Here is a 24,714-nt window from a genome sequence, read left to right as displayed (position 1 = left end):
GTGGGTTGGCGTGGGGATGGGTGGGTGGAGGGGTGTCGGGTTAGGCGGCGGTGGACCAGATGGCGCGGAAGGCGGCGGCTTCGCCGGACAGCCAGCGTTCGATCTGGTCGGGCTTGGCGTCGCCGGGCATGCGGTGGGCCTGGCCACGGCGGACGTCGACCAGGACCGGCTCGGCGTGCGGGAGCACCGCGTCCATGTGGCGGGCCATCAGGTGCAGGGTGGCGAGCACCGATTCCTCGCTCGGTGGGGTCTCGTCGAAGTGCAGGCGGACCGCTTCGGCGCGACCGTCGCTGTGGCGTACGCCGAAGTGGGGGTTGATCTTGACGGGCAGGTCGCCCAGCATGGCCAGGGCGTCGCGGGTCTGGGCGAGGTCGACGGCGGCCGGCTCGCCGAGGGAGTGCAACCAGGTCGTGGCCCCGGGGACGAGCGCCTGGTAGAGCGGGCGCCAGCGTGGCTTGACCAGATCGACCACCCCGCTCAGGTGCGTGCCGCCGGTGTGGAAGGCGATGTCGGCCTTGAGGGCCTTGACGAACTGGCCGTGCGGGTTGAAGCCGGATCGACTGGCGCGCTGCTTGCGCAGCCCGCCCACGAAGGTCGCCTTGGTGGGGCCGGTGCGGTCGACGTAGCGGGTGAAACCGAGCAGCGTGGCGTACGGGGTGAGGGGCGTGGAGGCGGGAGCGGTCACGGGCGTCCTCCCTAGTCGTAATCCTGCAGGTCAGGAACTCGATTAGTACATACATTCTAATCGACGGGTCTGACATCGCCCAGTGAAAACGGGGGTGCGGAAAACGCGACAAAGGGGGCCGTCCGGCGTGCCGGCGACCCCCCTGGTGGAGATGGTCGGCCGCACACCGCAACGGTCCGGCTAGGCTCTCTCGGCGGCGAGTTCCCGGACCACATGGGCAAAACCGCCAACGAGTCGGGTGTCGGTGCGGTCGGGCCAGGCGAGGGCGATCCGGAGCGGTTCGACGTCGATCAGCGGCACCCAGGCGAGGTCGGGACGGGCGTAGTAGCTCGCCATGCTCTCCGGCACGAAGCAGATGGCCGTCCCCTCCGCCACCTGCTCCAACATCTCCTCGACGTTGTTGCTGGTCGGGCCCCAGCGAGGGCTCGACCCGTCCGGCCGCGGGTTCACCGCCCACCAGTCCACCCACTCGCGCGGCGCCCGCTCGGTCCACACCAACGGCTCGTCGTTGGTGTCCAGGATCGAGACGCTGTCCCGACCGGCGAGTGGGTGTTCCCGGGCCACGGCAAGCAGCCGATGCTCGGTCTGCACCACCTCGACACGCATACCGGTGAGGTCGTTCGGGAGCCAGACGAAGGCGACGTCGACCCGGCCATCGCGCAGCGCGCCGGCCTCCTCGCCCCAGTCGAATCGCCTTGGCTCCACCCGTACGCCCGGATACCGGCGGGCGAACTCCGCCCGGGAACGCGTCGTCAGCTCGCCCGCGCCGCTCGCCTCGAAGCCCACCCGCAGCACCCCGGTCTGGCCGCGCCGGTGCCGCTGCGCCACGGCCGTGATCCGGTCGACCTGCCGGAGCGTACGGCGCGCCTCGGTGATCACGTCGCGCCCGGCGGCGGTCGGCGTCACGCCCCCTGCGTGCCGGTCGAAGAGCCGCACGCCGATCTCCGCCTCCAGTTTGCGCAGAGCGTAGGAGAGAGCGGGCTGGCTGACGTAGAGCCCCTGGGCGGCCCGGCCCAGATTCCCGGCCTCGTCGATCGCCACCAGGTAGCGCAGTTGGCGCAGCTCCATCCCGGAATCATAAATCGGCCTTATGGCCTGAACGATCTTCTGTCTTGGACGCGCCAGGTAGCCGCTGGCCACACTGTTTTCAGCTCATCGCGCCACTGGAGGCCGAGATGTCCACCGAAACCCCGTCCCCCCGCCCGCCGACCGGCCGGGTCTGGCTGATCACCGGGACCTCCTCGGGCTTCGGCCGGACGATCGCCGAGGCGGCACTGAGCGCCGGTGACACCGTCGTGGCAACCGCCCGCCGCCCGCCGACGCTCCAGGACCTGGCCGCGGCCCACCCCGACCGGGTATGCCTGCTCGAACTCGACGTTACGGACGCAGCCCGGATCACCGCGGTGGTCACCCAGGTCATCCTCCGGTACGGCCGGATCGACGTCCTGGTCAACAACGCCGGCCGCGCTCTGGTCGGCGCGGTCGAGGCGACCACCGACCGGCAGCTACGGGACCTGATGGACCTGCACTTCTTCGGTCCTGCGGCCCTGACCCGGGAGGTGCTGCCGCACATGCGCCGGCGGGGTTCGGGTTCCATCGTGCAGCTCAGCAGCATGGGCGGGCGGATGTCCTTCGCCGGAGTCGCCGCCTACTCGGCGACCAAGTTCGCCCTGGAGGGACTCTCCGAGGCACTGGCGGCCGAGGTGGCTCCGTTCGGGATCAAGGTACTGATCGTCGAGCCGGGAGCCTTCCGGACGAACCTCAACGCCGCCGGGGCCATGCTGCGCGCTCCTGCGATCGACGCGTACGCCGACAGCGTGGGGGCGGTCGCGGCGAACCTGGACGCGGCCGACGGCCGGCAGCCCGGCGACCCCGCCAAGGCCGCCACCGCCATCCTCGCCGCACTCGACGCTGACGCGACCCCGCTGCGGCTGGTCCTCGGCAACGATGCGGCAGACGCGATCTCGGCCAGCCTGGAGCAAGCCCGCGCCGAGTTCCTGGCCTGGGAACCGACCGCCCGCAGCGTCCATTTCGCCGACGCCCGCTGAACGGGCAGCTCCTGCTGGGAACGGCCCGGGTCGAGATGGTCGCTAGAGCTGGCCGACGTCGGTGATCCGGACGACCGCGGCGCCGACCTCGTCGGAGGCCACCAGGTCGATCTCGGCGCTGATGCCCCAGTCGTGGTCGCCGTTGGGGTCGTCGAAGCTCTGCCGGACGGTCCACCGCTCCCGCCCCTGCTCGATCATGAGCAGCGCCGGCCCACGCGCGTCGGGACCGACGCCGATCGAGTCGTACTCCTCGAAGTAGGGCGCGAGCGCGTCGGCCCACGCGTCGTAGTCCCAGCCGTCGCCGCCGTCCAACTCGGCGAGCAGGTCCCAGCGGCGCAGCGCGGCCAGCTCCACGCGGCGGAACAGCGCGTTGCGCACCAGCACCCGGAACGCCCGCGCGTTGCGGGTCACCGCGGGCGGCCGGTCGGTCAGGGAGGCGTGCGCCTGGGCCACCTCGGCCACGTCCGACGGGTTGCGCAGCCGTTCCCACTCGTCGATCAGGCTGGAGTCGACCTGGCGGACCAGCTCACCCAACCACTCGATGAGGTCGATCAGCTCCTCGGTCTTGGCGTCCTCGGGCACGGTCTGGCGCAGCGTCTTGTACGCGTCGGCCAGGTAGCGCAGGACCAGGCCCTCCGAGCGGGTCAGTCCGTAGAACTGCACGTACTCGGTGAAGGTCATCGCGCGCTCGAACATGTCGCGGACGACGGCCTTGGGGGAGAGCTGGTGGTCGGCGACCCACGGGTGGCCCTGCCGGTACATCTCGTACGCGGCCTCCAGCAGCTCCGCCAGGGGCTTCGGGTGGGTCACGTCGTCGAGCAGTTCCAGGCGGGCCTCGTACTCGATGCCCTCGGCCTTCATCGCGGCGACCGCCTCGCCGCGCGCCTTGAACTGCTGCGCGGACAGGATCTGCCGGGGGTCGTCGAGGATCGACTCGATCACGCTCAGCACGTCGAGCGCGTACGACGGGGACTCGGCGTCGAGCAGCTCGATGGTGGCCAGCGCGAGGGGCGAGAGCGGCTGGTTGAGCGCGAAGTCGAGCTGGAGGTCGACGGTGAGCCGGATCCGCCGGCCGGTCTCGTCCGGCTCGGGCAGCTCCTCCACGACCCCACCGGCGCGCAACGCCCGGTAGATGGCGATCGCCCGGCGGATGTGCCGGCGCTGGGCGTGGGGCTCCTCGTGGTTGTCGGTGAGCAGGTGCCGCATCGCGGTGAACGCGTCCCCGGGTCGGCCGATGACGTTGAGCAGCATCGAGTGGCTGACCTGGAAGCTGGAGGTCAGCGGCTCCGGCTCGGCGTCGACGAGTCGGTCGAAGGTGGGCTGGCCCCAACCGATCGAGCCCTCCGGCGGCTTCTTGCGGACCACCTTGCGCCGCTTCTTCGGGTCGTCGCCGGCCTTGGCGAGGGCCTTCTCGTTGTCGATGACGTGCTCGGGGGCCTGCACCACGACCCGGCCGATGGTGTCGTAACCGGCGCGACCGGCCCGCCCGGCGATCTGGTGGAACTCCCGGTTCTTGAGCAGCCGGGTGCGGACCCCGTCGTACTTGGACAGGCCGGTGAACAGCACCGTCCGGATCGGCACGTTGATGCCGACGCCGAGGGTGTCGGTGCCGCAGATGACCTTGAGCAGGCCGGCCTGGGCGAGGGTCTCCACCAGGCGGCGGTACTTGGGCAGCATGCCGGCGTGGTGTACGCCGATGCCGTGCCGGACCAGCCGGGAGAGCGTCTTGCCGAAACCGGAGGTGAACCGGAAGGCACCGATCGCCTCGGCGATCATGTCCTTCTCGGCCCGGGAGCAGACGTTGACGCTCATCAGCGCCTGGGCGCGTTCCAGCGCGGCGGCCTGGGTGAAGTGCACCACGTACACCGGGGCCTGCTTGGTCTCCAGCAGTTCCTCGAGTGTCTCGTGCAGCGGCGTCATGGCGTACGAGAAGATCAGCGGGACCGGGCGCTCCGCCGTGCGCACGACGGCGGTCGCCCGCCCGGTACGCCGGGTCAGGTCGTCGACGAACCGGGTGGTGTCCCCCAGGGTGGCGGACATCAGGATGAACTGGGCCTGCGGCAGCTCGATGATCGGCACCTGCCACGCCCAGCCCCGGTCGGGCTCGGCGTAGAAGTGGAACTCGTCCATGATCACCTGGCCGACGTCGGCCTTCGTGCCCTCGCGCAGCGCCAGGTTGGCCAGGATCTCCGCCGTGCAGCAGATGATCGGGGCGTCGGCGTTGACGCTGGCGTCGCCGGTGAGCATGCCGACGTTCTCGGCGCCGAAGACCTCGCAGAGCGCGAAGAACTTCTCCGACACGAGGGCCTTGATCGGCGCGGTGTAGAAGGTCGTCCGGCTGTCGGCGAGGGCCGCGAAGTGCGCGGCGATGGCCACCAGGCTCTTACCCGAGCCGGTGGGCGTGTTCATGATCAGGTTGGCGCCGGAGACGATCTCGATGACCGCCTCCTCCTGATGGGGGTAGAGGTCGAGGCCGCGCTCCTTCGCCCAGCCGGCGAACGCGTCGAACAGGGTGTCGGGGTCGGCGCTTGTCGGCAGCGCGGCGGTGAGCGTCATATCCCGTCCATGGTGCCTGGATCATGCCCCGCTACGCCAACCCGGCGTCCACCGGACCCCCGTCCGGGCCGGCGGGTGCGGGTCGGCGGGACGGGCCAGCGCGTCACCGTCGGCGGTAGAGCAGGTCGGCCACCGGTCGGCCGGCCGTGATCGCCCGCCGCTCGAACTTCGTCACCGGCCGGTGCGCCGGACGCGGCGCGAAGCCGCCGTACGTGTCCACCAGCTCCGGGTCCGCGTCGAGGGTCTCCCGCATCGCCTCGGCGTACTCGGCCCAGTCGGTCGCGCAGTGCAGCGTGCCGCCGGAGCGCAGCCGGGACCTCAGCAGCGCCACGTGCGCCGGCTGGATGATCCGCCGCTTGTGGTGCCGGGACTTCGGCCACGGGTCCGGGAAGAAGACGTGCACCGCGTCCAACACACCCTCGGGCAGGCCGCTGACCAGGGACAACGCGTCGCCCCGCGCCACCCGCACGTTGCGCAGGCCGCCGCGCTCCACCAGGTCGAGCAGGTTGGCGATTCCCGGCGTGTGCACCTCGACCGCCAGATAATCTCGATCCGGGTCGGCGGCAGCCATCACGGCGGTGCTGTCACCCATGCCCGAACCGATCTCCAGCACCACCGGCGCCCGACGACCGAACAGGTCGGCCAGGTCGACGGGCGCGACCGGTCCGTCCGGCACATCCAGGCCGTACGCGGGCCAGAGCCGGCTCAGCGCGTCGGTCTGCCGGTCGCTCATCCGACCCCGGCGGGGGTGGAACGTTCGAATCGTCCGGCTCACGGGCGGGACGGCGGGGTCATGGTCGGTGGCGGTCACAGCCAATCGAGCGTACGCGACCTCGCCAGCGAATCGGATGTGATGTGCGACCGGAAATGAGAGGATCCAACTGGTACGGCAGGTCGGGTGCTCCGCTGCCCGACTCGGCCGCGCGGCGTCGAGAGGGGGCATCGTGGCAGTGACCCGCGGCGGCGTGACCCTGTCGGTGTTGACCGTTCTCGCCGGCCCCCTGCTGAGTGCAGCCCCTTCGTACGCCGCCGTCCCGGTGGCCGCCGCGCCGGTGTTCGCCGCGCCGGTGTTCGCCGCGCCGGTGTTCGCCGCGCCGCAGCCTGGCCCGTCGGCTGGTCAGCCGCAGCCCAACCCGCCGATCGACATCTTCGTCGAGGTGAGCCCCAGCACGGTGCAGCCCGGCTACCTGGTGGGGATCCGGGCCAGTTGCCAGGACAACTCGGTGGGCGCCACCGTCGTCTCCGACGCCTTCGGCGCGGTCGGCGTCCAGCCGCAGGGTGGGGTGCTCACCGCCGCGCCGATGGTGCGGGAGCGCACCCGCCCCGGCAACTACCGGGTCAAGCTGGAGTGCCGCGACGGCGAGACCGCCTCGACCATGCTCCAGGTGGTGAAGAAGGTCCCGGCCCACCCGAGTCGCGGTCCCGCCACCGGCTTCGGTGGCGGTGCCGGTGGCGTGACCGGCAAACTGCTGCTGCCCGTCGGCGCGGCGTTGACGGTCACCGGCCTGATCCTCGCCGTGGTGGCGCTGCGCCGACCACGTGCCGCCCGTGGCATCGGACTCCACTGACCGCCGTGGAGATCTTCCGCCCCACGCCACCGCCGACCGGCTCCCGCTGGCCGGACGACGAGCGCCCGCCGGCCTCGGGTCGCCCGTCGGTGGCTGCCCGTCCGGCGACCGCGGTGACGCCGCGGCGCAGTCGTCCGCCCGGACGCAGCCCCTGGTCGGTGCCGCTGGCCGTGGTGCTGGTCCTGGTCGGGGTCTTCGCCACCGGGGCGGGGCTGGGCCGCTCGGTCGGCCCGTTCGACCTGGCCCCGGCCGGTGGCGACCGGCCGGCACGCAGCGAGTCGGCCGGACTGTCGGCCAGCCGCCCGGTCCGCCTCAGCGTCCCGGCGATCAAGGTGTCCGCGCCCGTGGCACCCGTCGGGCAGGCGCGGGACGGCTCGATCGCCGTACCGCCGCTGGAGCGGCACAACGAGACCGGCTGGTACGACCGCGGTCCCACGCCCGGTGAACCCGGTCCGGCGGTGATCGTCGGCCACGTGGATACCAAGAGCGGGCCGTCGGTCTTCTACGACCTGGGCAAGCTCAAGCCCGGCGACCTCGTCGAGGTGGCCCGGGCGGACCGGTCGACCGTGGTCTTCAAGGTCGACACCGTCGAGCACTTCCCGAAGGACCGGCTGCCCGCCGACCGCATCTACGGTGACGACGGGCCCGCCGGGCTGCGGCTGATCACCTGCGGCGGCCAGTTCATCGGCGGTCGCACCGGCTACGCCGACAACGTGATCGCCTTCGCCACCCTCCAGTCCTCCCGCAAGCCCTGACCCGAGCCCGGCCCTGCGTCAGCTGAGGAAGGCGAGGAGTTGGCGGGTGGTCTCGTCGGGGGCCTCCTCCGGAATGAAGTGCCCCACTCCGACCGGCTCGCCGCGTACGTCGTCGGCCCACTCGCGCCAGATGGCGAGCGGGTCGTCGTAGAGCTTCGCGACCTGACCACGTTGACTCCAGAGGAACAGCATCGGGCAGCCGATCTTCCGGTTGCCGCGGTCCGCCTCGTCCTGCTGGTAGTCCAGCGTCGCGGCCGCCCGGAACTCCTCGCAGATCGCGTGGACCCGGGCGGGATCGCTGAACTGCCTGACGTACGCCGCCCGCACCTCGGCCGGGAAGGCGTCCTTCACCTCGGGCCAGGTGTCGAGCATGAAGTCGACGAGCACGGCGGGCGCCGCGTCGATGAACCGCTCGGGCACCGGCGCCGGCGCGGCCAGGAAGGACCAGACCCAGTAGGAGAGGCTGAACGCCCGGTCGGCGCGGTTGTAGACGTCCCCGACCGGCACGACGTCCAGGACGGCCAGCCGGGTGACGGCGTCCGGCGCGTCCAGCGCGAGACGGTACGCGCAGCGGGCGCCGCGATCGTGGCCGACGAGGTGGAACCGCTCGTACCCCAGACTCCGCATCACCTCGACCTGGTCGCGGGCGATGGCGCGCATGCCGTACGGCTCGTGGTCGGGCGTGCTCGACGGTGTGCCGCTGTCGCCCCAACCCCGCAGGTCGGTGGCGACGACCGTGAAGTGCTCGGCAAGACGCGGCGCGACCTGATGCCACATGAGGTGCGCCAGGACCCCCGCACCGTGGGATGTGCCCTGAGCGAACGGCGTGCAACGGCAGGCAGGGCGACTGATGGCCGGCTACCGCTCGGGCCGTCTCGACGCTATCAACGGAGACGTCCGGCCCGGTGCGATTCGGCTGTGGTGCGGGCTGGCAGCACCGCGAGGGGTGGCTAGGGCTGCGGGACGTGCAGCGCCACCTCGAACTCCAGCAGGCTGGCCCCGCTGGCGACCGGTGGTCGGGGCTTCTCGCCGGGCGCGGCGGCGTGGGCGGCGCGCGAGGGACCGGCGGCCCACGCCTGGTACGCCTCCTCGCTCTCCCACTTCGTGTAGACGAAGTAGCGGGTCTCGCCGGCCACCGGGCGGAGCAGCTCGAAGCCGAGGAAGCCGGGGGAGTTCTCCACCGTGCCGGCCCGGGCGGCGAACCGCTTCTCCAACTCCGCGCCGGCGCCGGGCGGTACGTCGATTGCGTTGATCTTCACGACTGCCATCTGCCCACCCTAGCCACTCAGAACCCCTCCACCGCGGGCACCAGCTCCGCGTCGACCACGATCGGGGCGTGGTCGGAGGGGCCTTTGCCCTTGCGGGCCTCCCGGTCCACGTAGGCCGAACCGACCGCGCGGGCGAAGGGCGCGGACGCGTACACCAGGTCGATTCTCATGCCCTTGTTCTGGTGGAACATCCCGGCCCGGTAGTCCCAGTAGGTGAAGGGGTGCGGCCCCTTCATCGGGGTCGGCACCACGTCGACGAGGCCCAGGTCGCGCAGTGCCGCGAGGGCCGCGCGCTCGGCCGGGGTGACGTGGGTGGAGTGGGTGAAGACCGCCGGGTCCCAGACGTCGGCGTCGGTCGGGGCGACGTTGAAGTCACCGCAGACGGCGAGTGGGAGCCCGCCGGACAGCTCGGCCTCCACCGCGTCGCGCAGAGCCGCGAACCAGGCCAGCTTGTACGCGTAGTGCGGGTCGTCCGGTGTCCGGCCGTTGGGCACGTACACCGACCAGACCCGCACTCCGTCGCAGGTGGCGGAGATGGCGCGGGCCTCCGGGTCGGGAAAGCCGGGCTCGCCGGCGAACCCGACCCGGACGTCGTCCAGCCCGACCCGCGACAGGATGGCGACGCCGTTCCACCGGCCGTCGCTGTGGCTGGCCACGGTGTAGCCCAACGCGCCCACCTCGGTCACCGGGAAGGCGCCGTCCGGGCACTTGGTCTCCTGCAGGCAGACGACGTCCGGCCCGGTGTCGGCCAGCCACTCCAGCAGCCGGGGGAGGCGGGCCTTCACCGAGTTGACGTTCCAGGTCGCCAGGCGCATGCCCTTAGCCTGCCGCATCCGTCCCGGGTACGCCGGGTCAGCTGCCCGGGGTGTCGCCGGGACGGGTCTGTTCGGCGAGGAACCGCTCCAGTTCCGCGCCGAGTTCGTCGGCCGTGGGCAGCGGCCCGGCGTCCGGGGCGAGCAGGCTCTTCTCGCCCCGACCACGAGCGAACGCGTCGTACTGCTCCTCCAGGGCCTGGACCAGGGCGGCGGCGTCCTCGGTCTGGGCGACCTGGCGGTCGATCTCCACCCGGACCACCTCGGCGGCCGAGCGGAGCCCGTCGCCGGGCAGCAGCAGCCCGGTGCTGCGGGACACGGAGGTGAGCAGCACCTCGGCGGCGGCCGGGTACTCGGTCTGCGCCACGTAGTGCGGCACGTGGGCGGCGAAGCCCAACGCGTCGCGGCCCTGCTCGCCGAGGCGGAACTCCAGCAGGTGGCCGACGCTGCCGGGCACCTGGACGCGTTGCAGCCAGGGCTCGTATCCGGCGATCAGCTCGGGGCGGGTGGCGTGCGCCGTCACGCCGGTCGGACGGGTGTGCGGCACCGCCATCGGGATCGAGTTGAGCCCCACGGTGAGCCGGACGCCCAGGCGGGTGGCCAGCCCGGCCACGGCGGCCACGAACCGCTCCCACTGCAGGTCCGGCTCGGGGCCGGTGAGCAGCAGGAACGGGGTTTCGTCGTCGTCCTGCAGCAGGTGCAGCTCCAGCTTGGGCGCGTCGACGCTCTCCCAGTGGTCCTCGACGAAGGTCATCACCGGTCGTCGCGACCGGTAGTCGAAGAGTTGGTCGACGTCGAACGTGGCGATCGGTCGACCCTCCAGCGAGGTGAGCAGTTGCTCGCGCGCCAGCCGGCTGGCGTTGCCGGCGTCCACGAACCCGGTGAGGGCCTGGATCAGGACCGGTTGCCCGAGATCGGGCAAATCGTCGGTGAGCTGGTAGAGCTCGTGTGGGTCGAGCACCGGTGCGGACCTCCCTGAAATGTGCCTGCGGGGCGCCGACGCGACGGAGGGCACCCGTTCGGGCAACGTACCCGCCATCCTGGCGCATTCCTGCGCCGGGCGATTCGTCGCCCGGGGGATGGGCGTGACCGGACTATTCGCCTGATTACGCCGCCAGGCGGCGGTGGTCAGCCGATCGGCCGATGGGTGGTTCGACCCATCGGCCCAGTTTGTCGATCATGTTAGGACCGCAGGCCCGATGTCCGGGCCTGACACCGGCCGTGCCGGCCTGCGTGCGCCGCCGGGTTCATCCGGTACGCGAGGTACGTTCCCCGGGCGGGTCGACCCGCCCGCGACGTCCACCAGTGCGGCCCCGATCTGTGGCGATCACCACGTGATCACCGTGCGTGATCGGACTACCGCCGTGCCTAGCCTCGGTTGATGCGTGACGACGGCACCCTCGACGACCCGTACGCCCCGAGCAGCCCTACTGCCGATACGGAGGATGGCACCTCAGCCGAACGGACAACCGCCGCGAGTCGACTCCGGGCGTACGCCCGGGGCCTGACCGGTCGACGCCGGACCCAGCTGGCCCTGGCCACCGGCGTGGTCTGCTGCCTCGGCCTGACCGTCGTGGCCCAGGTCTGCGACGAGAAGCCCGGCGCGGCGACCCGCTCCGGCCGGCCCGCCAGCGCGGAGCTGGCCCAGCGGGCCGAGCAGGGCGTCGCCTCGCGTGGTCTCGACCGCGCCGCTGTCCCGGCGCCGTCCGCCTCGGCGACCCCCGGCGACCCGGACACCGCGGCACCCGCCCGCAAGGCCGCTCCGGCCCGCCCGACCAAGCCGGCGCCCGTGGCCGGGCTGGACGAGGACCAGATGGAGAACGCCGAGGCGATCGTGCGCGCCGGCCGCAAGATGGGGGTGCCCCGCCGGGGTCTGGTGATCGCGGTCGCCACCGCCATGCAGGAGAGCAACCTCTACAACGTGGCGAGCGGTGTGCTGCCCGAGTCGCAGGACTACCCGCACCAGGGCGTCGGCTGGGACCACGACTCGGTCGGCTTGTTCCAGCAGCGTTCCAGCAGCGGCTGGGGTCCGGTCGGCCGGCTGATGGACCCCGAGTTCGCCACCCGGCAGTTCCTCTCCGCGCTGGAGCAGGTGCCCGGCTGGGAGCGGATGCGACTCACCGACGCGGCCCAGGCGGTGCAGGTCTCCGCGTACCCCGAGTTCTACCAGCAGCACGAATGGCGGGCCAACCGGGTCGTCGACGCCATCGCGCCGGCGGGACGGTAGTCTTCCGGCCACTGTGGACGGTCAGGGTTGAGGCTGTCGCATCCCGGGTACATGTGTTGCGGGTTCGGGGTACACATGACTGAGGGACCATCGACAGGAGGACGCCATGTCACTGATGCAGCGGATCACCACGTTCTTGAGATCGCCGAAGGGGCAGCAGTTGGTTCAGCGGGGTCGTCAGGAGATGGCCAAGCCCGCCAACCAGCAGAAGCTCAAGGGTCTGGCCGCCCGGTTCTCCAACCGCCGCCGCTGACCGCTCCATCGGCCGCCCTGTCCGCCATTCCCATTCCAGGGGAGACCCGGTGACCGACACTCCGCCCGCCGGCGGCCAGCCCGCCCCTACTCCCCAGCCGTCCGTCGATCTGCCCGCCGGGCCGGCGGACGCCCCCGAGGGTCCGCCGGCCCGTCTCTGGGACCGGATGCGCGACGACCCCCAGTACGCCCCGGAGCACCTCGCCCTGGAGGCGGTGCGCCGGCTCGGGCCGGAAGCCGAGCAGTGGGCCGACCGGGCCCGTGCCGAGCAGCCCGGGGTGTCGTCCGACGCCCTGGCCGATCAGGCGGCCCGCAAGTTCGTCAACCTGGCCCGGCTGTCCGGCGCGGTCTCCGGCGTGGCCGGACTACCCGGCGCCGTGATCGACGTGGGTGTCCTGGCCTGGACCCAGGCGCGGATGGTGTTGCACATCGCCGCCGCGTACGACGTCGATCCGCTGCACAGCGACCGGGCCACCGACCTGCTGGTGCTGCAGCGCGTGCACAAGGTCGCCGAGAGCGCCCGACTGGCGCTCGGCGTGGCCGCCGGTCGGGAACGCGCCGACGCGCTCTTCGGCCTGGGCGGCCAGCGTCCACTCGGTCGGGTGATGCTGCAACTCGGCGTCCGGCTGGCCCAGATGGCCGGAGTCCGAGCCGCCAAGCGGATCGTCGCCAAGATCGTCCCGGGCGCGGCCATCGTGCTCGGCACCTGGGCCAACTCGTCGGCCACGAAGGACCTCGCGCAGCGTTCCCGGGCGCTCTACCGCCCCCGGGGCAGCGCGCTGCCGGGACCCCGCCAACCCTGACCGCCCCTCCGGGAGGGTCAACCGGCCATCCCGGAGGGTCGCCACGTCACCTCGGCGAGCCGGTCCTGGCCGCTGGCGTTGGGGTGGAACCAGTCCAGCGGGTTGAGCAGGTCCAGGGTGAACCGGACCTTGTGCGCCGCGCCGCCGTCGTGGCGGCAGCGTGAGCCGTACGCCCGGCAGGCCGCGACCAGCTCGGCGTTGTACGCGTCGATCCGATCCCGGACGGCCACCCGGCGCTCCTGGTCGGCGGGCGCCGTCGAGGTGGCCTCGGCCAGTAGGGCCGGGCAGACGCCCCGCCGCCACGCGCGGACCGCCCGCGGATCCTCGTGCCCGACCTCCCAGAGCCGGTACAGGTCGGGGATGCTCACCACCAGCACCCGGGCCTTGGGCCGGCCGGTCCGCAGCACCTGCATCCCCCGGTCCACGTCGGCCCGAAACCGCGCCACCGGTGTCATCGCGTCCACCCCGCCCCGGCAGATGTCGTTGGCGCCGATGAGCACCGTGACGTAGTCGGGACGGTCGCGTACCGCCGCCCGGGCCTGACCTTCGAGCGCGTCCGCGCGAGCCCCGGCCCGGGCGTGGTTGTACGTCCGGTCGCGGATCGCCGAATTCTGGTCGAGCAGCCGCCGGTAGTGGCTCTCCACCCGCAGCCCGTCGCCCGTGGACCAGGAGTTGCGTTCGCAGGAGGTGAGCACCAGGCAGGAGGCGAAGCCGGTGCTGATCGAGTCACCGAGGGAGGCGATGCCGCCCGGCCCGCTCGACGGCGGTGCGCTCTTCGTGGGGCGGGGTGTCGTGGACGTGCCGCCCTCGCAGGCCAACGCGACGAGCGCGACGAGACAGGCCAGCGCGGCGACCCACCGTCGAGGCATGACGTCCCCCGTTCCGCAGCGCAGAGCGACAGCGCGGTAACTCTATGCGTAGGAGGTGGTTCATCGGGAAGTTGCTGTCGGGTATGCGGCAGAGTGTCGATGGCCGGGCGGCGAGGTGCTTTAATCCAGCCGGGGTGCCGGCTGGCCGTGCAGCCACCCGTGCAGCGCCCGGGTGATCCGGGGCAGCACCAGATAGGTCATCAGCGGGGTCAGGCAGAGCGTCATCAGCAGCACCCGCGCCGCCAACGGCACGGCGGCGAGGAAGTGACTGGTCAGCAGGGTGGCGCTCAGGCTCAGCGGGAAGAACGCCAACCAGATCGTCACCGCCTGCTTCCACCTCGGCGGCGACGCCGGCCCGACCGGCGCCACCGGCTCCACCGAGTGCTCCAGCGGCGGGTCGAACCAGCCCTCGATGCCGGTACGCCGCTCGACCCGGGTGTGCTCGACGATCCCCTGAGCCGAGCTGAGCCACCAGTGCCGCTGCGGCGACTCCTCCCACCGGCGCAGCGTCTCGGCGTCGGCGAAGCGGTAGAGCATGTGCCACTCCGGCGAACCGGGACCGCTCTGCACCCAGCCGGCGCCGAGGAAACCGGGGAACGCCTCGGCCAGCGCGGTGCCGGCCCGCATCCAGGCCACCATCTCGCTGGACCGGGCCGGGTCGACACGGCGGGCGATGGCGACGGTCACCGGCACGGCGAGGGTCATTGACATGCGCCCATCGTGGGGGCAGTGGGGGCCGCGACGCGAACGGATGTAATCGAGCACACCGGTGCCGTCCGCCTGGGGAGCCGATCGGTCGGAACCTGTCGGTGGTCGATGGTCTACTCGGGCACATGGACGACAGCGCGATCCTCGTGCTCGGCGCGACGGGCACCACCGGGCGACGGGTGGCCGACCGGCTGCGGGCGTTGGGCGTCCGGGTCCGCGCCGCCTCCCGCGGCGGCCCGGTGCGCTTCGACTGGTCGGTCGAGTCGACGTGGGCGCCCGCACTGGCCGGCGCGTCCGGGGTCTACCTGATGGCACCGGACGGCCAGCCGGTCGAGCCGGCCCTCGTCCGGTTGGCGGTCGAGCAGGGGGTGCGGCACGTGGTGCTGCTCTCCAGCCGGGCGATCGAGGCGATGGGCGACGAGCGCCTGCTGGCCGCCGAACGGACGGTCCGCGAGGCCGACGCCGACTGGACGATCCTGCGGGCGGACTGGTTCGACCAGAACTTCGACGAGGGCGTGTTCCGGGACGCGGTGCTGGCCGGCGAGGTCGCCGTGCCGGTCGGCGGGGCACGCCAGGCGTTCGTCGACGCCGACGACATCGCCGCCGTCGCGGTGACCGCTCTCACCGAGCCCGGGCACGCTGGCGCGGTCTACGAGGTCACCGGGCCTCGGGCGATCACCTTCGCGGAGGCGACCGAGATCATCAGCCGAGCGGCGGCCCGACCGGTGCGCCACCTCGGCACGGCCGACGACTACCGGGCCGCGCTGGGTCCGCTGGGCGTCCCCGCCGAGGAGATCGAGCAACAGATCGTGGCCTTCGCGGCCCTGCGCGACCTCGGCCACGCCGAGCCCACCGACACCGTGCGCCGGCTGACCGGTCGCGACTCGCGCGACTTCTCGGCGTACGCGGCCGAGGCGGCCTCGCGCGGCGCCTGGCGCGACTGACCGAGGTGTCCGAGGCCGGTTAACGCTGGCGATCGGGGGTAGGTCCCTGGGCATGACGAGATCGCAGCCCCGGCGTGCCCGTGGCACGGTCGGGCACGCGTACAGCGCGCTGAACCTCCGGCTCACCCTCGCCGGCTTCGGGCTGGTGATCATGGTGCTCTTCGCGGTGCTGGCGTTCTGGGCCGGCATCGCCTGGCTCGGCGTACTCTGCGCGATCTTCGCCGTGGTCGCCGTGGTCGACCTGGTCGTGATCCAGCGCCGCCGCGCCGCCCGGCACCGCGAGGAGCCGGGCGTACGACACTCGTTGTTCGAGTGACAGGAGGACGAGATGCCCGATATCGCCACCACCAACCCCGCCACCGGCCAGGTGCTCAAGACCTACGAGGCGATGTCCACCGAGCAGCTCGACGGTGCCATCGAGCGCACCGACCTCGCGTACCAGCAGCTCCGGACGACGACCGTCGACCAGCGTGCCCGGTGGATGACCGTCGCCGCCGACCTGCTCGACGCCGAGCGCGACGAGATCGCCCGGATCATGACCACGGAGATGGGCAAGACGTACGCCTCGGCGCAGGCCGAGGTGACCAAGTGCGCCACGGCCGCCCGCTTCTACGCCGACAAGGCCCCGGGGTTCCTCGCCGACGAGCCGGCCGACGCCGACGCCGTGAAGGCGACCCGGGCGTTCATCCGCTACCAGCCGATCGGTGTGGTGCTCGCGGTGATGCCGTGGAACTTCCCGCTCTGGCAGGTGATGCGCTTCGCCGCGCCGGCGCTGATGGCCGGCAACACCGGCCTGCTCAAGCACGCCTCGAACGTGCCCCAGACCGCACTGCTGCTGGAGGACGTGTTTCGCCGGGCCGGCTTCCCCGAGGGAGCGTTCACCACCGTGCTGGTCGGCTCGGACGCGGTCGAGACGATCCTGGCCGACCCTCGGGTGCGCGCCGCCACGCTCACCGGCAGTGAGCCGGCCGGCCGCTCCATCGCCCAGATCGCCGGACGGGAGCTGAAGAAGACAGTCCTGGAACTCGGCGGCAGTGACCCGTTCGTGGTGATGCCCTCCGCCGACGTGGACCGGGCCGCCGAGGTGGCCACCACCGCCCGCTGTCAGAACAACGGCCAGTCCTGCATCGCCGCGAAGCGGTTCATCGTGCACACCGACGTCTTCGACGCGTTCGCCGAGAAGTTCGCCGCGAACATGGCCGCGCTGCGGGTCGGCGACCCGATGGACCCGGACACCGACGTGGGGCCGCTGGCCAGCGAGCGTGGCCGCGACGAGGTGCACGCCCAGGTCCGCGACGCCGTGGACAACGGGGCGACCGTGCTCTGCGGTGGCGAACTGCCGACCGGCGAGGGTTGGTTCTACCCGCCGACCGTGGTCACCGACCTCACCCCGACGATGCGGATGTGGTCCGAGGAGGTCTTCGGCCCGGTCGCCGGCCTGTTCCGGGTGTCGTCGTACGAGGAGGCGATCGAGGTCGCCAACGGCACCAACTTCGGGCTCGGCTCGAACGCCTGGACCCGGGACCCGGCCGAGCAGGAACGTTTCGCCACCGACCTGGACGCCGGCAACGTCTTCATCAACGGCATGACCACCTCCTATCCGGAGTTGCCGTTCGGCGGTGTGAAGAACTCCGGCTACGGGCGCGAGCTGTCGGCGCTGGGCATGCGGGAGTTCTGCAACACCAAGACGGTCTGGGTGGGCGAGGGTGCCGCCTCGGCTGGAGCCGGCGCGCACGCCGAGTAGCTTGCAGGCATCAGCCGGTGCCGTCATGGGTAGGAAGTGCGCCCATGACGCTGTTCGGATTCCACGCCTCGCATGAGCAGATCGGTCCGCGCGCCCTGTTGGAGGCGGTGAAACACGCCGAGCGAGCCGGCTTCGACGCCGCCATGTGCTCCGACCACTTCTCCCCGTGGAGCGCCCGGCAGGGCGAGTCCGGCTTCGCCTGGTCCTGGCTCGGCTCGGCGTTGCAGGCCACCGGCCTGCCGTTCGGGGTCGTGAACGCGCCCGGCCAGCGGTACCACCCGGCGATCATCGCGCAGGCGATCGGCACCCTCGGCGCGATGTACCCGGGCCGGTTCTGGGCCGCCCTGGGCACCGGTGAGGCCAGCAACGAGCACATCACCGGCGACCCGTGGCCGCGCAAGGACGTCCGCGCCGCGCGCCTGCGGGAGTGCGTGGACGTGATCCGGGCGCTGCTGGCCGGCGAGGAGGTCAGCCACGACGGCCTGGTCCGGGTGGACCGGGCGCGGCTGTGGACCCGCCCCGAGGAGCCGCCCGCGCTCGTCGGCGCCGCCGTCAGTGTGGCCACCGCCCGCTGGTGCGCCGAGTGGGCGGACGGTCTGATCACCGTGAACGCCCCGGTGGCACACCTGCGCGAGATGATCGACGCGTACCGGGGCGCCGGCGGGCGCGGCCCGCTGCACCTGCAGGTGCACGTCTCCTGGGCGCCGGAGCAGGAGCAGGCCGAGGCGCTCGCGTACGACCAGTGGCGCAGCAACGTCTTCGCCCCGCCGGTCTGCTGGGACCTGGAGACCGTCGAGCACTTCGACGTGGTCTCCGCCGACGTGCCGAAGCAACGGGTCGCCGAGATGGTGAACATCTCGGCCGACCTGGGCCGGCACGTCGGCTGGCTGGAGGAGTACGCGCAGCTCGGCTTCGACCAGATCGCCCTGCACCACGTCGGGCAGGAGCAGCGCGGCTTCATCGATGCGTTCGGCGCGGAGGTGCTGCCGAAGTTGCGGCCGACCGGCTGATCGAGGGACGGATCCGCGGACCCCTAGGCTCGTACCCCATGGAAAGCCTGTTTCCGGTCGTCGTCTTCCTGGCGATCGCCACCTTCGGCGCCGCGCTGGCCCGCCGACTCGGCCTGCTCGCGCCGATCGTGCTGGTCGTGCTCGGCCTGGCGCTCTCCTTCGTGCCCGGCGTCCCGCACGTCGAACTCGACCCGGAGCTGGTGCTCGTCGGCATCCTGCCGCCGCTGCTGTACGTCGCGGCGCTGGAGACCTCGGTGCCGGCGTTCAAGAACAACATCCGGCCGATCCTGTTACTCGCGGTCGGCCTGGTGTTGTTCACCGCGTTCGTGGTCGGGTTCGTGCTGCACCTGCTGCTGCCGCAGGTGCCGTTCGCGATCTGCCTGGCGCTCGGCGCGGTGGTCGCCCCGCCGGACGCGGTGGCCGCCACCGCGGTCGCGCGCCGGGTCGGGCTGCCCCGCCGGGTGGTCACCATCCTGGAGGGGGAGAGCCTGGTCAACGACGCCACCGCGCTGGTGCTGCTGCGGGTCGCCACCATGGCCACCGCCGGCTCGGCGGTCGGCACCGCCGACGTCACCATCGAGGTGCTGCGGGCAACCGGCGGCGGCATCCTGATCGGCGCACTCGGCGCGGTGGTCTTCGGCTACCTGCACCGGCGGATCACCGACCCCCTGCTGGACAACGCCCTCTCGTTGATCATTCCGTTCGCGGTGGTGTTCGCCGCCGAGGCGGTGCACTCCTCCGGCGTGGTCGCCGTGGTGGTCACCGGGCTGGCGCTCGGCCACAAGCTGTCCCAACTGCTCTCGGCGGCCTCCCGGTTGCAGACCGCCGCGTTCTGGCGGCTGGTCCAGTTCCTGCTGGAAGGGCTCGTCTTCCTCCTGGTCGGCCTGCAACTGCGGGAGGTGCTTCGCGACCTCGACGAACCGGCCGGGTCGCTCGCGCTGATCACCGTCGCGGTGCTCGCCACGGTCGTCCTGACCCGCTTCGTCTGGCTCTTCCCGGCCACCTACCTGGCCCGGCTGGTCCCCCGGGTCCGCCGCCGGGACCCGGCCCCGTCACCCCGGTTCCCGATCGTCATCGGCTGGGCCGGCATGCGGGGCGTGGTGACGCTGGCCGCCGCGTTGGCCCTGCCGCTGACCCTGGCCGGCGACGAGCCGTACCCCCGGGCACTGTTCATCTGGTTGGCCTTCGCGGTGATCGTGGTCACCCTGGTCGGCCAGGGCGCCACCCTGCCGCTGGTCGCCCGCCGGTTGAAGCTGCCCCAGGACGACCCGGTGCAGGACGCGTTGTCGGCTGCCGGGGTGCAGCAACAGGCCAGCCGTGCCGCCCAGGATCGCCTCGACGAGCTGGCCGACAGCGCCCCCGACGCGGTGGTCGACCGGTTGCGCCGCGCGCTGGAAGATCGCAACAACCTGGCCTGGGAGCGGCTCGGAGGCGCCGAGCGGGAAACGCCGTCGCAGGCGTACGGTCGGCTACGACAGAAGATGATCGACGCCGAGCGGGATGTCTTCCGGGCTGCCCGGGACTCCGGCCGGATCCCCGAGGAGGTGCTGGTGCGGGCCTATCGTGACCTGGACCTGGAAGAGTCGTTGCTGCGGGAGGTCGAGAAGTGAGCTGCCAGCATCTGGCCGAGGCGGACGCGGTGGAGCCACGCACCACCGAGGAGTGCCCGGACTGCGTCGCCATCGGCAACGCCGACTGGGTGCACCTGCGGGCCTGCCTGAGCTGCGGGCACGTCGGCTGCTGCGACTCGTCGCCGTACCAGCACGCGACGAAGCACTTCGAGTCCTCCGCCCACCCGGTGATCCGGTCGGTGCAGCCGGGCGAGACCTGGCGCTGGTGCTACGTCGACGAGGAGATCGGCTGACCGCTGCGGTTGGTCAGGGCCCACCGGGTCAGCGGTGGCACGGCCAGGCCGGTGCCGGCGAGGAGCCCGGCCAGGGCCAGCCAGCCGAGCGGACCACCGCCGAGGATCAGCCAGGTCAGCACCGCCGGCCCCGCCGCGCGGGCCAGCCCGGCGAGCAGGGTGTCGACCCCCTGGTAGGCCCCAACGGCGTCCGGGGCGGCGAGGTCGTAGGCCAGCGCCGCCCCGGCCCCGGCATGCCACAGGTCGCCCAGGGTGTAGATCACCGTTAGAGCGCCGAGCCGGTCACCCACAGCCCGGTCCCGACGGTGTTGGCGAGCGTGGCCAGCGACAGGGTACGCAGCCGGCCCGGCGGCGGCAGCGGCGACAGCGACCGCCAGCGGCCCCGAATCCCCGCCCGGATGCCCACACGTCCGACCCTAGATCCGACGCGTGGGTGTCGATGCCCCGAGCGCTGCGGCGCCCGTCACAGCCCGCCTACGGGCGCATCCGTTGCCCCAGCGCTCCCGAGGTGTCATGTGGCACGTGGGACTGTCCAGCATCGAACCCGTCGCCGCGGCTGGTCCGCTGATGGCGTGGGTAGCCGTGTGACGGGTGGCCGGGCGGGCTACGTCCTGCCCGGTCAGTCCGGGGTGTCGTCCTCGGTTGGGCGCGGTTGGCGGTACTTCTTGATCCACGCCTCGACGTCCTCGGCCAGCCAGACCTTCGTTCCCCGTAGCTCCTGGTACGGCTTCGGGAAGGTGGGGTACCGGGCGAGCTGCTGGAACCGCTGCCGCGAGACGCCCAGGCGCTCGGCGATTTCGTACGGCCCCATGAGCTGCCCTGGCCCTCGGTCCATAGCCCGAACGTAAAGCGACTCGCCCTTTCCTTTCGGATATTGCCAGTTGACTAATCCGACCGGGGCGACGACCGTGGACGCATGACCCGACACGTGCCCTACGGCGAATACTTGGCGGCAGTAGCCATGACCCTGGCTCGCAGGCATCAGCCGGTGTGGTCGTGGGTCAAGTGGCGGAACGTCTGCAAGTGCGGGAACGAGCTGCCCTGCCGGACGAGACACAAGGTCCCGATCAACCGGGGCCACTGGCCGGGTGAGAACCGATGACCGCGCACGGGCCGGTCCTCCCGCTGTGGCTGTGCGAGGGATGCGACCGGCCCTGGCCCTGTGCCACGCGCCGCGGGGAGCTGTTCGGGGAGTACGCCCCGTCGTCGGTAGTCCTCCGGATCTACCTGGGGCCGCACCTGGTGGCAGCAACGCAGGGCATGTCCTGGGCTCCCGCCGACGCCGTGTGCCGCAGGTTCCTCCGGTGGCTAGCGTGAAGGCCGGAGACGTCGTGCTGATCGGCGCTGCCTGCTCGCCGCAGTTCACCGGCGACCGAGCGCTACGGGTCCGGCTGGTGCTGGTCGGCGAGGTCGACCCGTACAACGGCTGGATGTGGATAATCGGGTACGTACTCGACGCGAAGTGGCTGGCTACGGCCAGGCGCGAGCTGTACGTCATGAGGGCCGGGATTGTCATCCAACGGCGAACCGCCCCGGCGGGTGTGCAACCGAGGCGGTCCAGTTCGCGCGTAACGGCCTAAGTCATATCGGCCTCTATCCCCGCACGGGTCAGTCGTTGAGCGTGTCTGTGTGGGCCATCGGGTGATCATCGGTCCTCGGTCGCCTTGGCGGTGGTGGCAGCGGGCTTGGTCGATTCGGCCATGGCTGTCCTCCGTGGCCAGTTGGACCGTTGTCCAGCCCACGTAAGAGGAGTCCTGACCATTCCTAATACCTTCCCATCTGGTCTGAGACGTCGTCTTCATCTGGCGGGACTGCCATGTCAGCGCCTGTCGAGCGTGTGAACCATTGCTAAGGCATTGTGCCAATCTTCCACATGGCGATTGCGGCCACCAGGCATGCAATGACTGCAAAGGTCAAATAGTCGCCAATTCTCGTGTGGCGTCGGTCGGACCAGAGGGTCATGTACAACACGGCGGGTATGCCCGCAAGCGCCAGGACTGCGAATGCCAGCCCAAGGATAAGCGGGTTCGACTTCAGGTAGCCGCCAAGAACTGCCAAGACGTAGACGATCGCGGCAGCTATGAGGTTGGCCAGGACGTTGACCAAGACGTCTCGGGCGAGGGACCGGGTCGAGGTGGCAGGCTGCAGGGGAGTGGTCACCTCGTCAGGATGGCGGACGAAGGCCAGAGTGGACAGATGGCCCTACCCTGGCCGGGTGCTTGCTGCTGAGGCTCCGAAGATCACCGACTGGATGCAGGCGTGGGGGAGCCTCGCCGGTCTGGTGATGTCGACCGCAGCCGTGATTTTCACCGGCCTGCTATTCCGCCACGAGATCCGTGTACGTCGTGATGAGCAGCGCGACAGCGAGGCAGCGCAGGCGCGGTTGGTCGTCGCTCAGATCGCTGGCCTAGAGATGGCCGGCACCGATAAGGAAACTGGCTATCCCGTCGGCACGATGGTCGGGGTGCACTGGCGGGTCAAGAACCACAGCCAAGCGCCGATCTTCGATGCCGTCGTCTCGATCGATGGGTGGACGGAAGAAAGGTGGGGCGAGGTAATCGAGGGGCAAGCCTCGGGGGTCGTGCAGTGTGATCCACCGTTGGCTCTCGACTACGGCTCGTATGATCCGCGAGAAGCCTTGGTCACGGTCGAGTTCACTGATGTCGCAGGTCTTCGCTGGACGCGGACGTTGGGAGATCCACCCGAGCGTGTAATCTTCCATCCGGCCAAGTACAGGGGCTTGAAGCGTTGGTTACCGTTCCTGCGTCGCAAGCCATCCACGTTCGACCCCACCCCGCCGTTCTGAACCAGCCAGGTCACTGTTACCCGCTGGGAGAACACCTTGGTCCGTGTAGGTCGAACCGCTGACGCCAGGCATCCTCGGTCTCACCCCGTACGTCGGGGGCATTCATGGACCTATCGGGGGTGCCCGGTATCTTGCGACGCGTCGTGCCCATCGCTCTCAGCCGGCCTCTGGGCCTGGCGTGTTCGTCGGCCGCACTGCGTTCGCCCGATTCGGATCGGCGCGGGCGATCACGTCCGCCGGTGGTAGTGGTTTCGGCGGGGGATCTGTTCGGGGTCGAGCCAGGCGGGTGGCACGAATTCGGGATGCCCGTCGCCGCCGAGCCGCACGACCCACTCGCTGTGGTGGAGATGTCGGTGGTGGTGGCCGCAGAGCAGGACGGCGTTGTCGAGGCTGGTCGGGCCGCCGTCGGCCCAGTGTCGGATGTGGTGGCCGTCGCACCAGCGGGGCGGGCGGTCGCAGCCGGGGAAGGCGCAGCCTCGGTCGCGCAGCACCAGGGCGCGGCGGAGCGGGCCGGTGATGAGGCGGCGTTGCCGGCCGACGTCGAGGACCTGACCGGTGCTGTTGAGGACGGCGGGCAGGATGGCGGCGTCGCAGGCGAGCTCGCGCACCGTCTCGGCGCTGATCTGCTGGCCGGTGTCGAGAGCGCCGGTGCCCAACTGCTGGGTCAACCCGTCGTAGCTGGTGGTGACGACGACCTGGACGGGGTCGCCGCCGTTCTCGGGTAGCTCGCCGGTGCGCAGGGCGAGCCGGCACACGTCGGTGAGGGCGTCGTGGCGGCGCTGGCCCGGGGTGCGGGTGTCGTCGGGGCCGCTGGGCGTGGTCAGTGGGTCGATGGCGGCGCGGAACGCGGCTGCGGCTTCGGTGTTGAGGATGCCGGTGAGGCGGAGCCGGCCGTCGGGCTGCTCGCTGACGATGACGTGCCGGTCGCGGGCGGCCCGCGACTCCGATGCCCGTAGCGCGGCCTCGGCGGCGGTGTCGGCAACCTCCGGGGCGACGTGGTCGAGGATCCGGGTGCCGAGTTTGCGCAGCAGGGTCGGCTCGAACTGCCCGGCCCACTCGACCAGCACATCGACCGCCTTGTCGGCGGCCTCGGCGCCGGCGGCGGCGTGCACGTCGCCGACCGTCGCGCCGATGACCCGGGCCTGCTCCACACTGATGGCCCCACTGGCCAGAGCTGCGCGCACCCCCGGTGGGCCGGTGTCCAGCGCGCCGGCGAGGTCGACAAGTCGGCGGGCGGCGGGGACCGTGAGCCGTAGCCGGTCGCGCAGCCAGACCGCCGTCGAGGACGCGTCCTGCGCCACCGCCGTGCCCCGGCCGTCCAGCTCACGCACCAGGGTCAGTCGCACGGCCGCCAGACGGCTCTCAAGCCGGTGCGCGGCGTCGAGAGCCGCGACGAGGTCGGGCTCGGTGAGAGCCCAGGCCGGCGCGTCGGCGCAGGCGGCGACCGCCGCCTCCGCCTGCGCCAACTCCTCGAACACCCACCGAGAATAGAACAGGTGTACGACAACTTCGGCGACCCGCGCGTGGGGAGGCTATTCGTGCCTGCCGACCTTGAGCGCGTTGCGCGCCCACGTCAACATCTCGCACCCGTCGTCCTGGCACTGCGCGCAGCGGCTCGGCGGCTTGCGATGCTGGTTGATCACCCGTTGTGCGGTCCAGATCAGGAGCGCTGGCGTCACGGGTCCGTCGTCCATGGGCACGGCTCCACCTCCGAAGGCAGGTAGGCACCGGGCGTGAGACGCGGGCCCGGGCGCACGCTGAGACGGCCCGAACTCCGGCCGGGGTCCGGGTCGCC

30 protein-coding genes are annotated in these 24,714 nt (G+C 71.6%); 14 read left to right on the top strand and 16 right to left on the bottom strand.

Translation table 11 applies throughout. The features are described 5' to 3' along the window. Positions 1-40: 40 nt before the first annotated feature. Together AB0C01_RS01450 and AB0C01_RS01445 are read right to left on the bottom strand one after the other, a co-directional pair. Positions 41-685, bottom strand: a complete 645-nt coding sequence (locus AB0C01_RS01450; RefSeq protein WP_357245611.1) for a hypothetical protein — start codon at positions 683-685, stop codon at positions 41-43. Between the two features lie 180 nt (positions 686-865). Further along, positions 866-1,753 (bottom strand): LysR family transcriptional regulator, encoded by an 888-nt coding sequence (locus tag AB0C01_RS01445; RefSeq protein ID WP_357245608.1) that lies wholly within the window; start codon positions 1,751-1,753, stop codon positions 866-868. A gap of 107 nt (positions 1,754-1,860) precedes the next feature. On the opposite strand from AB0C01_RS01445, the gene AB0C01_RS01440 reads away from it, so the two are divergent. Further along, a complete protein-coding gene (locus AB0C01_RS01440) occupies positions 1,861-2,733 on the top strand; it encodes an oxidoreductase (protein WP_357569922.1) in 873 nt (290 codons plus the stop codon). A gap of 42 nt (positions 2,734-2,775) precedes the next feature. Here AB0C01_RS01440 and AB0C01_RS01435 read toward each other — a convergent pair whose 3' ends face one another. Further along, positions 2,776-5,289 carry a DUF3516 domain-containing protein gene (locus AB0C01_RS01435; protein ID WP_357245602.1) on the bottom strand — a complete coding sequence of 838 codons (2,514 nt, stop codon included), beginning with the start codon at positions 5,287-5,289 and terminating at the stop codon, positions 2,776-2,778. 103 nt (positions 5,290-5,392) lie between these two features. After that, entirely contained in the window at positions 5,393-6,022 is a 630-nt protein-coding gene (trmB, locus tag AB0C01_RS01430; RefSeq protein WP_357569921.1) for a tRNA (guanosine(46)-N7)-methyltransferase TrmB, read from the bottom strand. A 208-nt stretch (positions 6,023-6,230) separates the two neighbouring features. Between trmB and AB0C01_RS01425 the strand changes: the two genes are divergently transcribed. Together AB0C01_RS01425 and AB0C01_RS01420 are read left to right on the top strand one after the other, a co-directional pair. Then, on the top strand, positions 6,231-6,857 hold the full coding sequence (locus AB0C01_RS01425; protein ID WP_357570246.1) for a hypothetical protein: 627 nt from the start codon (positions 6,231-6,233) through the stop codon (positions 6,855-6,857). A 113-nt stretch (positions 6,858-6,970) separates the two neighbouring features. After that, positions 6,971-7,612, top strand: a complete 642-nt coding sequence (locus AB0C01_RS01420) for a class F sortase (RefSeq protein ID WP_357570245.1) — start codon at positions 6,971-6,973, stop codon at positions 7,610-7,612. Between the two features lie 18 nt (positions 7,613-7,630). Here AB0C01_RS01420 and AB0C01_RS01415 read toward each other — a convergent pair whose 3' ends face one another. The 4 genes from AB0C01_RS01415 to AB0C01_RS01400 all read right to left on the bottom strand — a co-directional run bounded on the left by AB0C01_RS01415 (position 7,631) and on the right by AB0C01_RS01400 (position 10,653). Continuing rightward, positions 7,631-8,464, bottom strand: coding sequence for an alpha/beta hydrolase (locus AB0C01_RS01415; RefSeq protein ID WP_357570244.1), 834 nt, complete (start codon positions 8,462-8,464; stop codon positions 7,631-7,633). A 98-nt stretch (positions 8,465-8,562) separates the two neighbouring features. Beyond that, positions 8,563-8,880 carry an antibiotic biosynthesis monooxygenase gene (locus AB0C01_RS01410; protein ID WP_357245592.1) on the bottom strand — a complete coding sequence of 106 codons (318 nt, stop codon included), beginning with the start codon at positions 8,878-8,880 and terminating at the stop codon, positions 8,563-8,565. A 17-nt stretch (positions 8,881-8,897) separates the two neighbouring features. After that, entirely contained in the window at positions 8,898-9,695 is a 798-nt protein-coding gene (locus AB0C01_RS01405) for an exodeoxyribonuclease III (RefSeq protein ID WP_357569920.1), read from the bottom strand. Between the two features lie 37 nt (positions 9,696-9,732). Beyond that, complete coding sequence (locus tag AB0C01_RS01400) at positions 9,733-10,653, bottom strand: PAC2 family protein (protein WP_357245585.1); 921 nt, start codon at positions 10,651-10,653, stop codon at positions 9,733-9,735. Between the two features lie 420 nt (positions 10,654-11,073). Here AB0C01_RS01400 and AB0C01_RS01395 point away from each other — a divergent pair, with 420 nt between their 5' ends. The 3 genes from AB0C01_RS01395 (at position 11,074) to AB0C01_RS01385 (ending at position 12,974) form a co-directional block, all read left to right on the top strand. Continuing rightward, positions 11,074-11,919: a peptidase M23 gene (locus AB0C01_RS01395; RefSeq protein ID WP_357245582.1), complete on the top strand. Its 846-nt coding sequence runs from the start codon at positions 11,074-11,076 to the stop codon at positions 11,917-11,919. A gap of 106 nt (positions 11,920-12,025) precedes the next feature. After that, positions 12,026-12,172, top strand: coding sequence for a hypothetical protein (locus AB0C01_RS01390; RefSeq protein WP_357245580.1), 147 nt, complete (start codon positions 12,026-12,028; stop codon positions 12,170-12,172). A 49-nt stretch (positions 12,173-12,221) separates the two neighbouring features. Further along, positions 12,222-12,974 carry an EcsC family protein gene (locus tag AB0C01_RS01385; protein WP_357245577.1) on the top strand — a complete coding sequence of 251 codons (753 nt, stop codon included), beginning with the start codon at positions 12,222-12,224 and terminating at the stop codon, positions 12,972-12,974. A 17-nt stretch (positions 12,975-12,991) separates the two neighbouring features. Here AB0C01_RS01385 and AB0C01_RS01380 read toward each other — a convergent pair whose 3' ends face one another. After that, complete coding sequence (locus AB0C01_RS01380) at positions 12,992-13,843, bottom strand: GDSL-type esterase/lipase family protein (protein WP_357569919.1); 852 nt, start codon at positions 13,841-13,843, stop codon at positions 12,992-12,994. 120 nt (positions 13,844-13,963) lie between these two features. Beyond that, on the bottom strand, positions 13,964-14,554 hold the full coding sequence (locus AB0C01_RS01375) for an antibiotic biosynthesis monooxygenase (protein WP_357245571.1): 591 nt from the start codon (positions 14,552-14,554) through the stop codon (positions 13,964-13,966). Between the two features lie 122 nt (positions 14,555-14,676). On the opposite strand from AB0C01_RS01375, the gene AB0C01_RS01370 reads away from it, so the two are divergent. Genes AB0C01_RS01370 through AB0C01_RS01345 form a run of 6 tightly spaced genes read left to right on the top strand, consistent with a single transcriptional unit; the run spans position 14,677 to position 20,113 of the window. Beyond that, a complete protein-coding gene (locus tag AB0C01_RS01370; protein ID WP_357569918.1) occupies positions 14,677-15,495 on the top strand; it encodes an NAD(P)H-binding protein in 819 nt (272 codons plus the stop codon). Between the two features lie 52 nt (positions 15,496-15,547). Next, on the top strand, positions 15,548-15,811 hold the full coding sequence (locus AB0C01_RS01365) for a DUF6343 family protein (protein WP_357245564.1): 264 nt from the start codon (positions 15,548-15,550) through the stop codon (positions 15,809-15,811). A 12-nt stretch (positions 15,812-15,823) separates the two neighbouring features. Then, positions 15,824-17,239 carry an NADP-dependent succinic semialdehyde dehydrogenase gene (locus AB0C01_RS01360; protein ID WP_357569917.1) on the top strand — a complete coding sequence of 472 codons (1,416 nt, stop codon included), beginning with the start codon at positions 15,824-15,826 and terminating at the stop codon, positions 17,237-17,239. A gap of 44 nt (positions 17,240-17,283) precedes the next feature. Further along, complete coding sequence (locus tag AB0C01_RS01355; protein WP_357569916.1) at positions 17,284-18,249, top strand: TIGR03885 family FMN-dependent LLM class oxidoreductase; 966 nt, start codon at positions 17,284-17,286, stop codon at positions 18,247-18,249. Positions 18,250-18,287: 38 nt separating this feature from the next. Then, positions 18,288-19,859 carry a Na+/H+ antiporter gene (locus AB0C01_RS01350; protein ID WP_357569915.1) on the top strand — a complete coding sequence of 524 codons (1,572 nt, stop codon included), beginning with the start codon at positions 18,288-18,290 and terminating at the stop codon, positions 19,857-19,859. Continuing rightward, positions 19,856-20,113, top strand: coding sequence for a UBP-type zinc finger domain-containing protein (locus tag AB0C01_RS01345; RefSeq protein ID WP_357245553.1), 258 nt, complete (start codon positions 19,856-19,858; stop codon positions 20,111-20,113). The genes AB0C01_RS01350 and AB0C01_RS01345 overlap by 4 nt, the downstream gene beginning before the upstream one ends. On the opposite strand, the gene AB0C01_RS01340 is transcribed toward AB0C01_RS01345, so the two are convergent. From AB0C01_RS01340 to AB0C01_RS01330, 3 genes are all read right to left on the bottom strand, one after another. Next, a complete protein-coding gene (locus tag AB0C01_RS01340) occupies positions 20,089-20,376 on the bottom strand; it encodes a hypothetical protein (RefSeq protein ID WP_357245550.1) in 288 nt (95 codons plus the stop codon). The two genes, AB0C01_RS01345 and AB0C01_RS01340, sit on opposite strands and share 25 nt — an antisense overlap. A gap of 2 nt (positions 20,377-20,378) precedes the next feature. After that, positions 20,379-20,519, bottom strand: a complete 141-nt coding sequence (locus AB0C01_RS01335) for a hypothetical protein (protein ID WP_357245548.1) — start codon at positions 20,517-20,519, stop codon at positions 20,379-20,381. A gap of 213 nt (positions 20,520-20,732) precedes the next feature. Beyond that, positions 20,733-20,948 (bottom strand): hypothetical protein, encoded by a 216-nt coding sequence (locus AB0C01_RS01330; RefSeq protein ID WP_334509531.1) that lies wholly within the window; start codon positions 20,946-20,948, stop codon positions 20,733-20,735. 469 nt (positions 20,949-21,417) lie between these two features. Here AB0C01_RS01330 and AB0C01_RS01325 point away from each other — a divergent pair, with 469 nt between their 5' ends. Then, positions 21,418-21,693, top strand: coding sequence for a hypothetical protein (locus tag AB0C01_RS01325; protein ID WP_357245544.1), 276 nt, complete (start codon positions 21,418-21,420; stop codon positions 21,691-21,693). Between the two features lie 268 nt (positions 21,694-21,961). Here the strand turns inward: AB0C01_RS01325 and AB0C01_RS01320 are convergent, their stop codons facing one another. Then, entirely contained in the window at positions 21,962-22,273 is a 312-nt protein-coding gene (locus tag AB0C01_RS01320; RefSeq protein ID WP_357245542.1) for a hypothetical protein, read from the bottom strand. Positions 22,274-22,328: 55 nt separating this feature from the next. Here AB0C01_RS01320 and AB0C01_RS01315 point away from each other — a divergent pair, with 55 nt between their 5' ends. Then, positions 22,329-22,919, top strand: coding sequence for a hypothetical protein (locus tag AB0C01_RS01315; protein WP_357245539.1), 591 nt, complete (start codon positions 22,329-22,331; stop codon positions 22,917-22,919). A 227-nt stretch (positions 22,920-23,146) separates the two neighbouring features. On the opposite strand, the gene AB0C01_RS01310 is transcribed toward AB0C01_RS01315, so the two are convergent. Both AB0C01_RS01310 and AB0C01_RS01305 read right to left on the bottom strand, forming a co-directional pair. Further along, on the bottom strand, positions 23,147-24,397 hold the full coding sequence (locus AB0C01_RS01310) for a DUF222 domain-containing protein (protein WP_357569914.1): 1,251 nt from the start codon (positions 24,395-24,397) through the stop codon (positions 23,147-23,149). A gap of 54 nt (positions 24,398-24,451) precedes the next feature. After that, positions 24,452-24,619, bottom strand: a complete 168-nt coding sequence (locus AB0C01_RS01305) for a hypothetical protein (protein ID WP_357569913.1) — start codon at positions 24,617-24,619, stop codon at positions 24,452-24,454. Positions 24,620-24,714: the final 95 nt, after the last annotated feature.

The organism is Micromonospora sp. NPDC048905 (genome assembly GCF_040649655.1).
Lineage (GTDB): Bacteria > Actinomycetota > Actinomycetes > Mycobacteriales > Micromonosporaceae > Micromonospora.
This window is presented reverse-complemented; position numbering and strand designations above follow the sequence as displayed.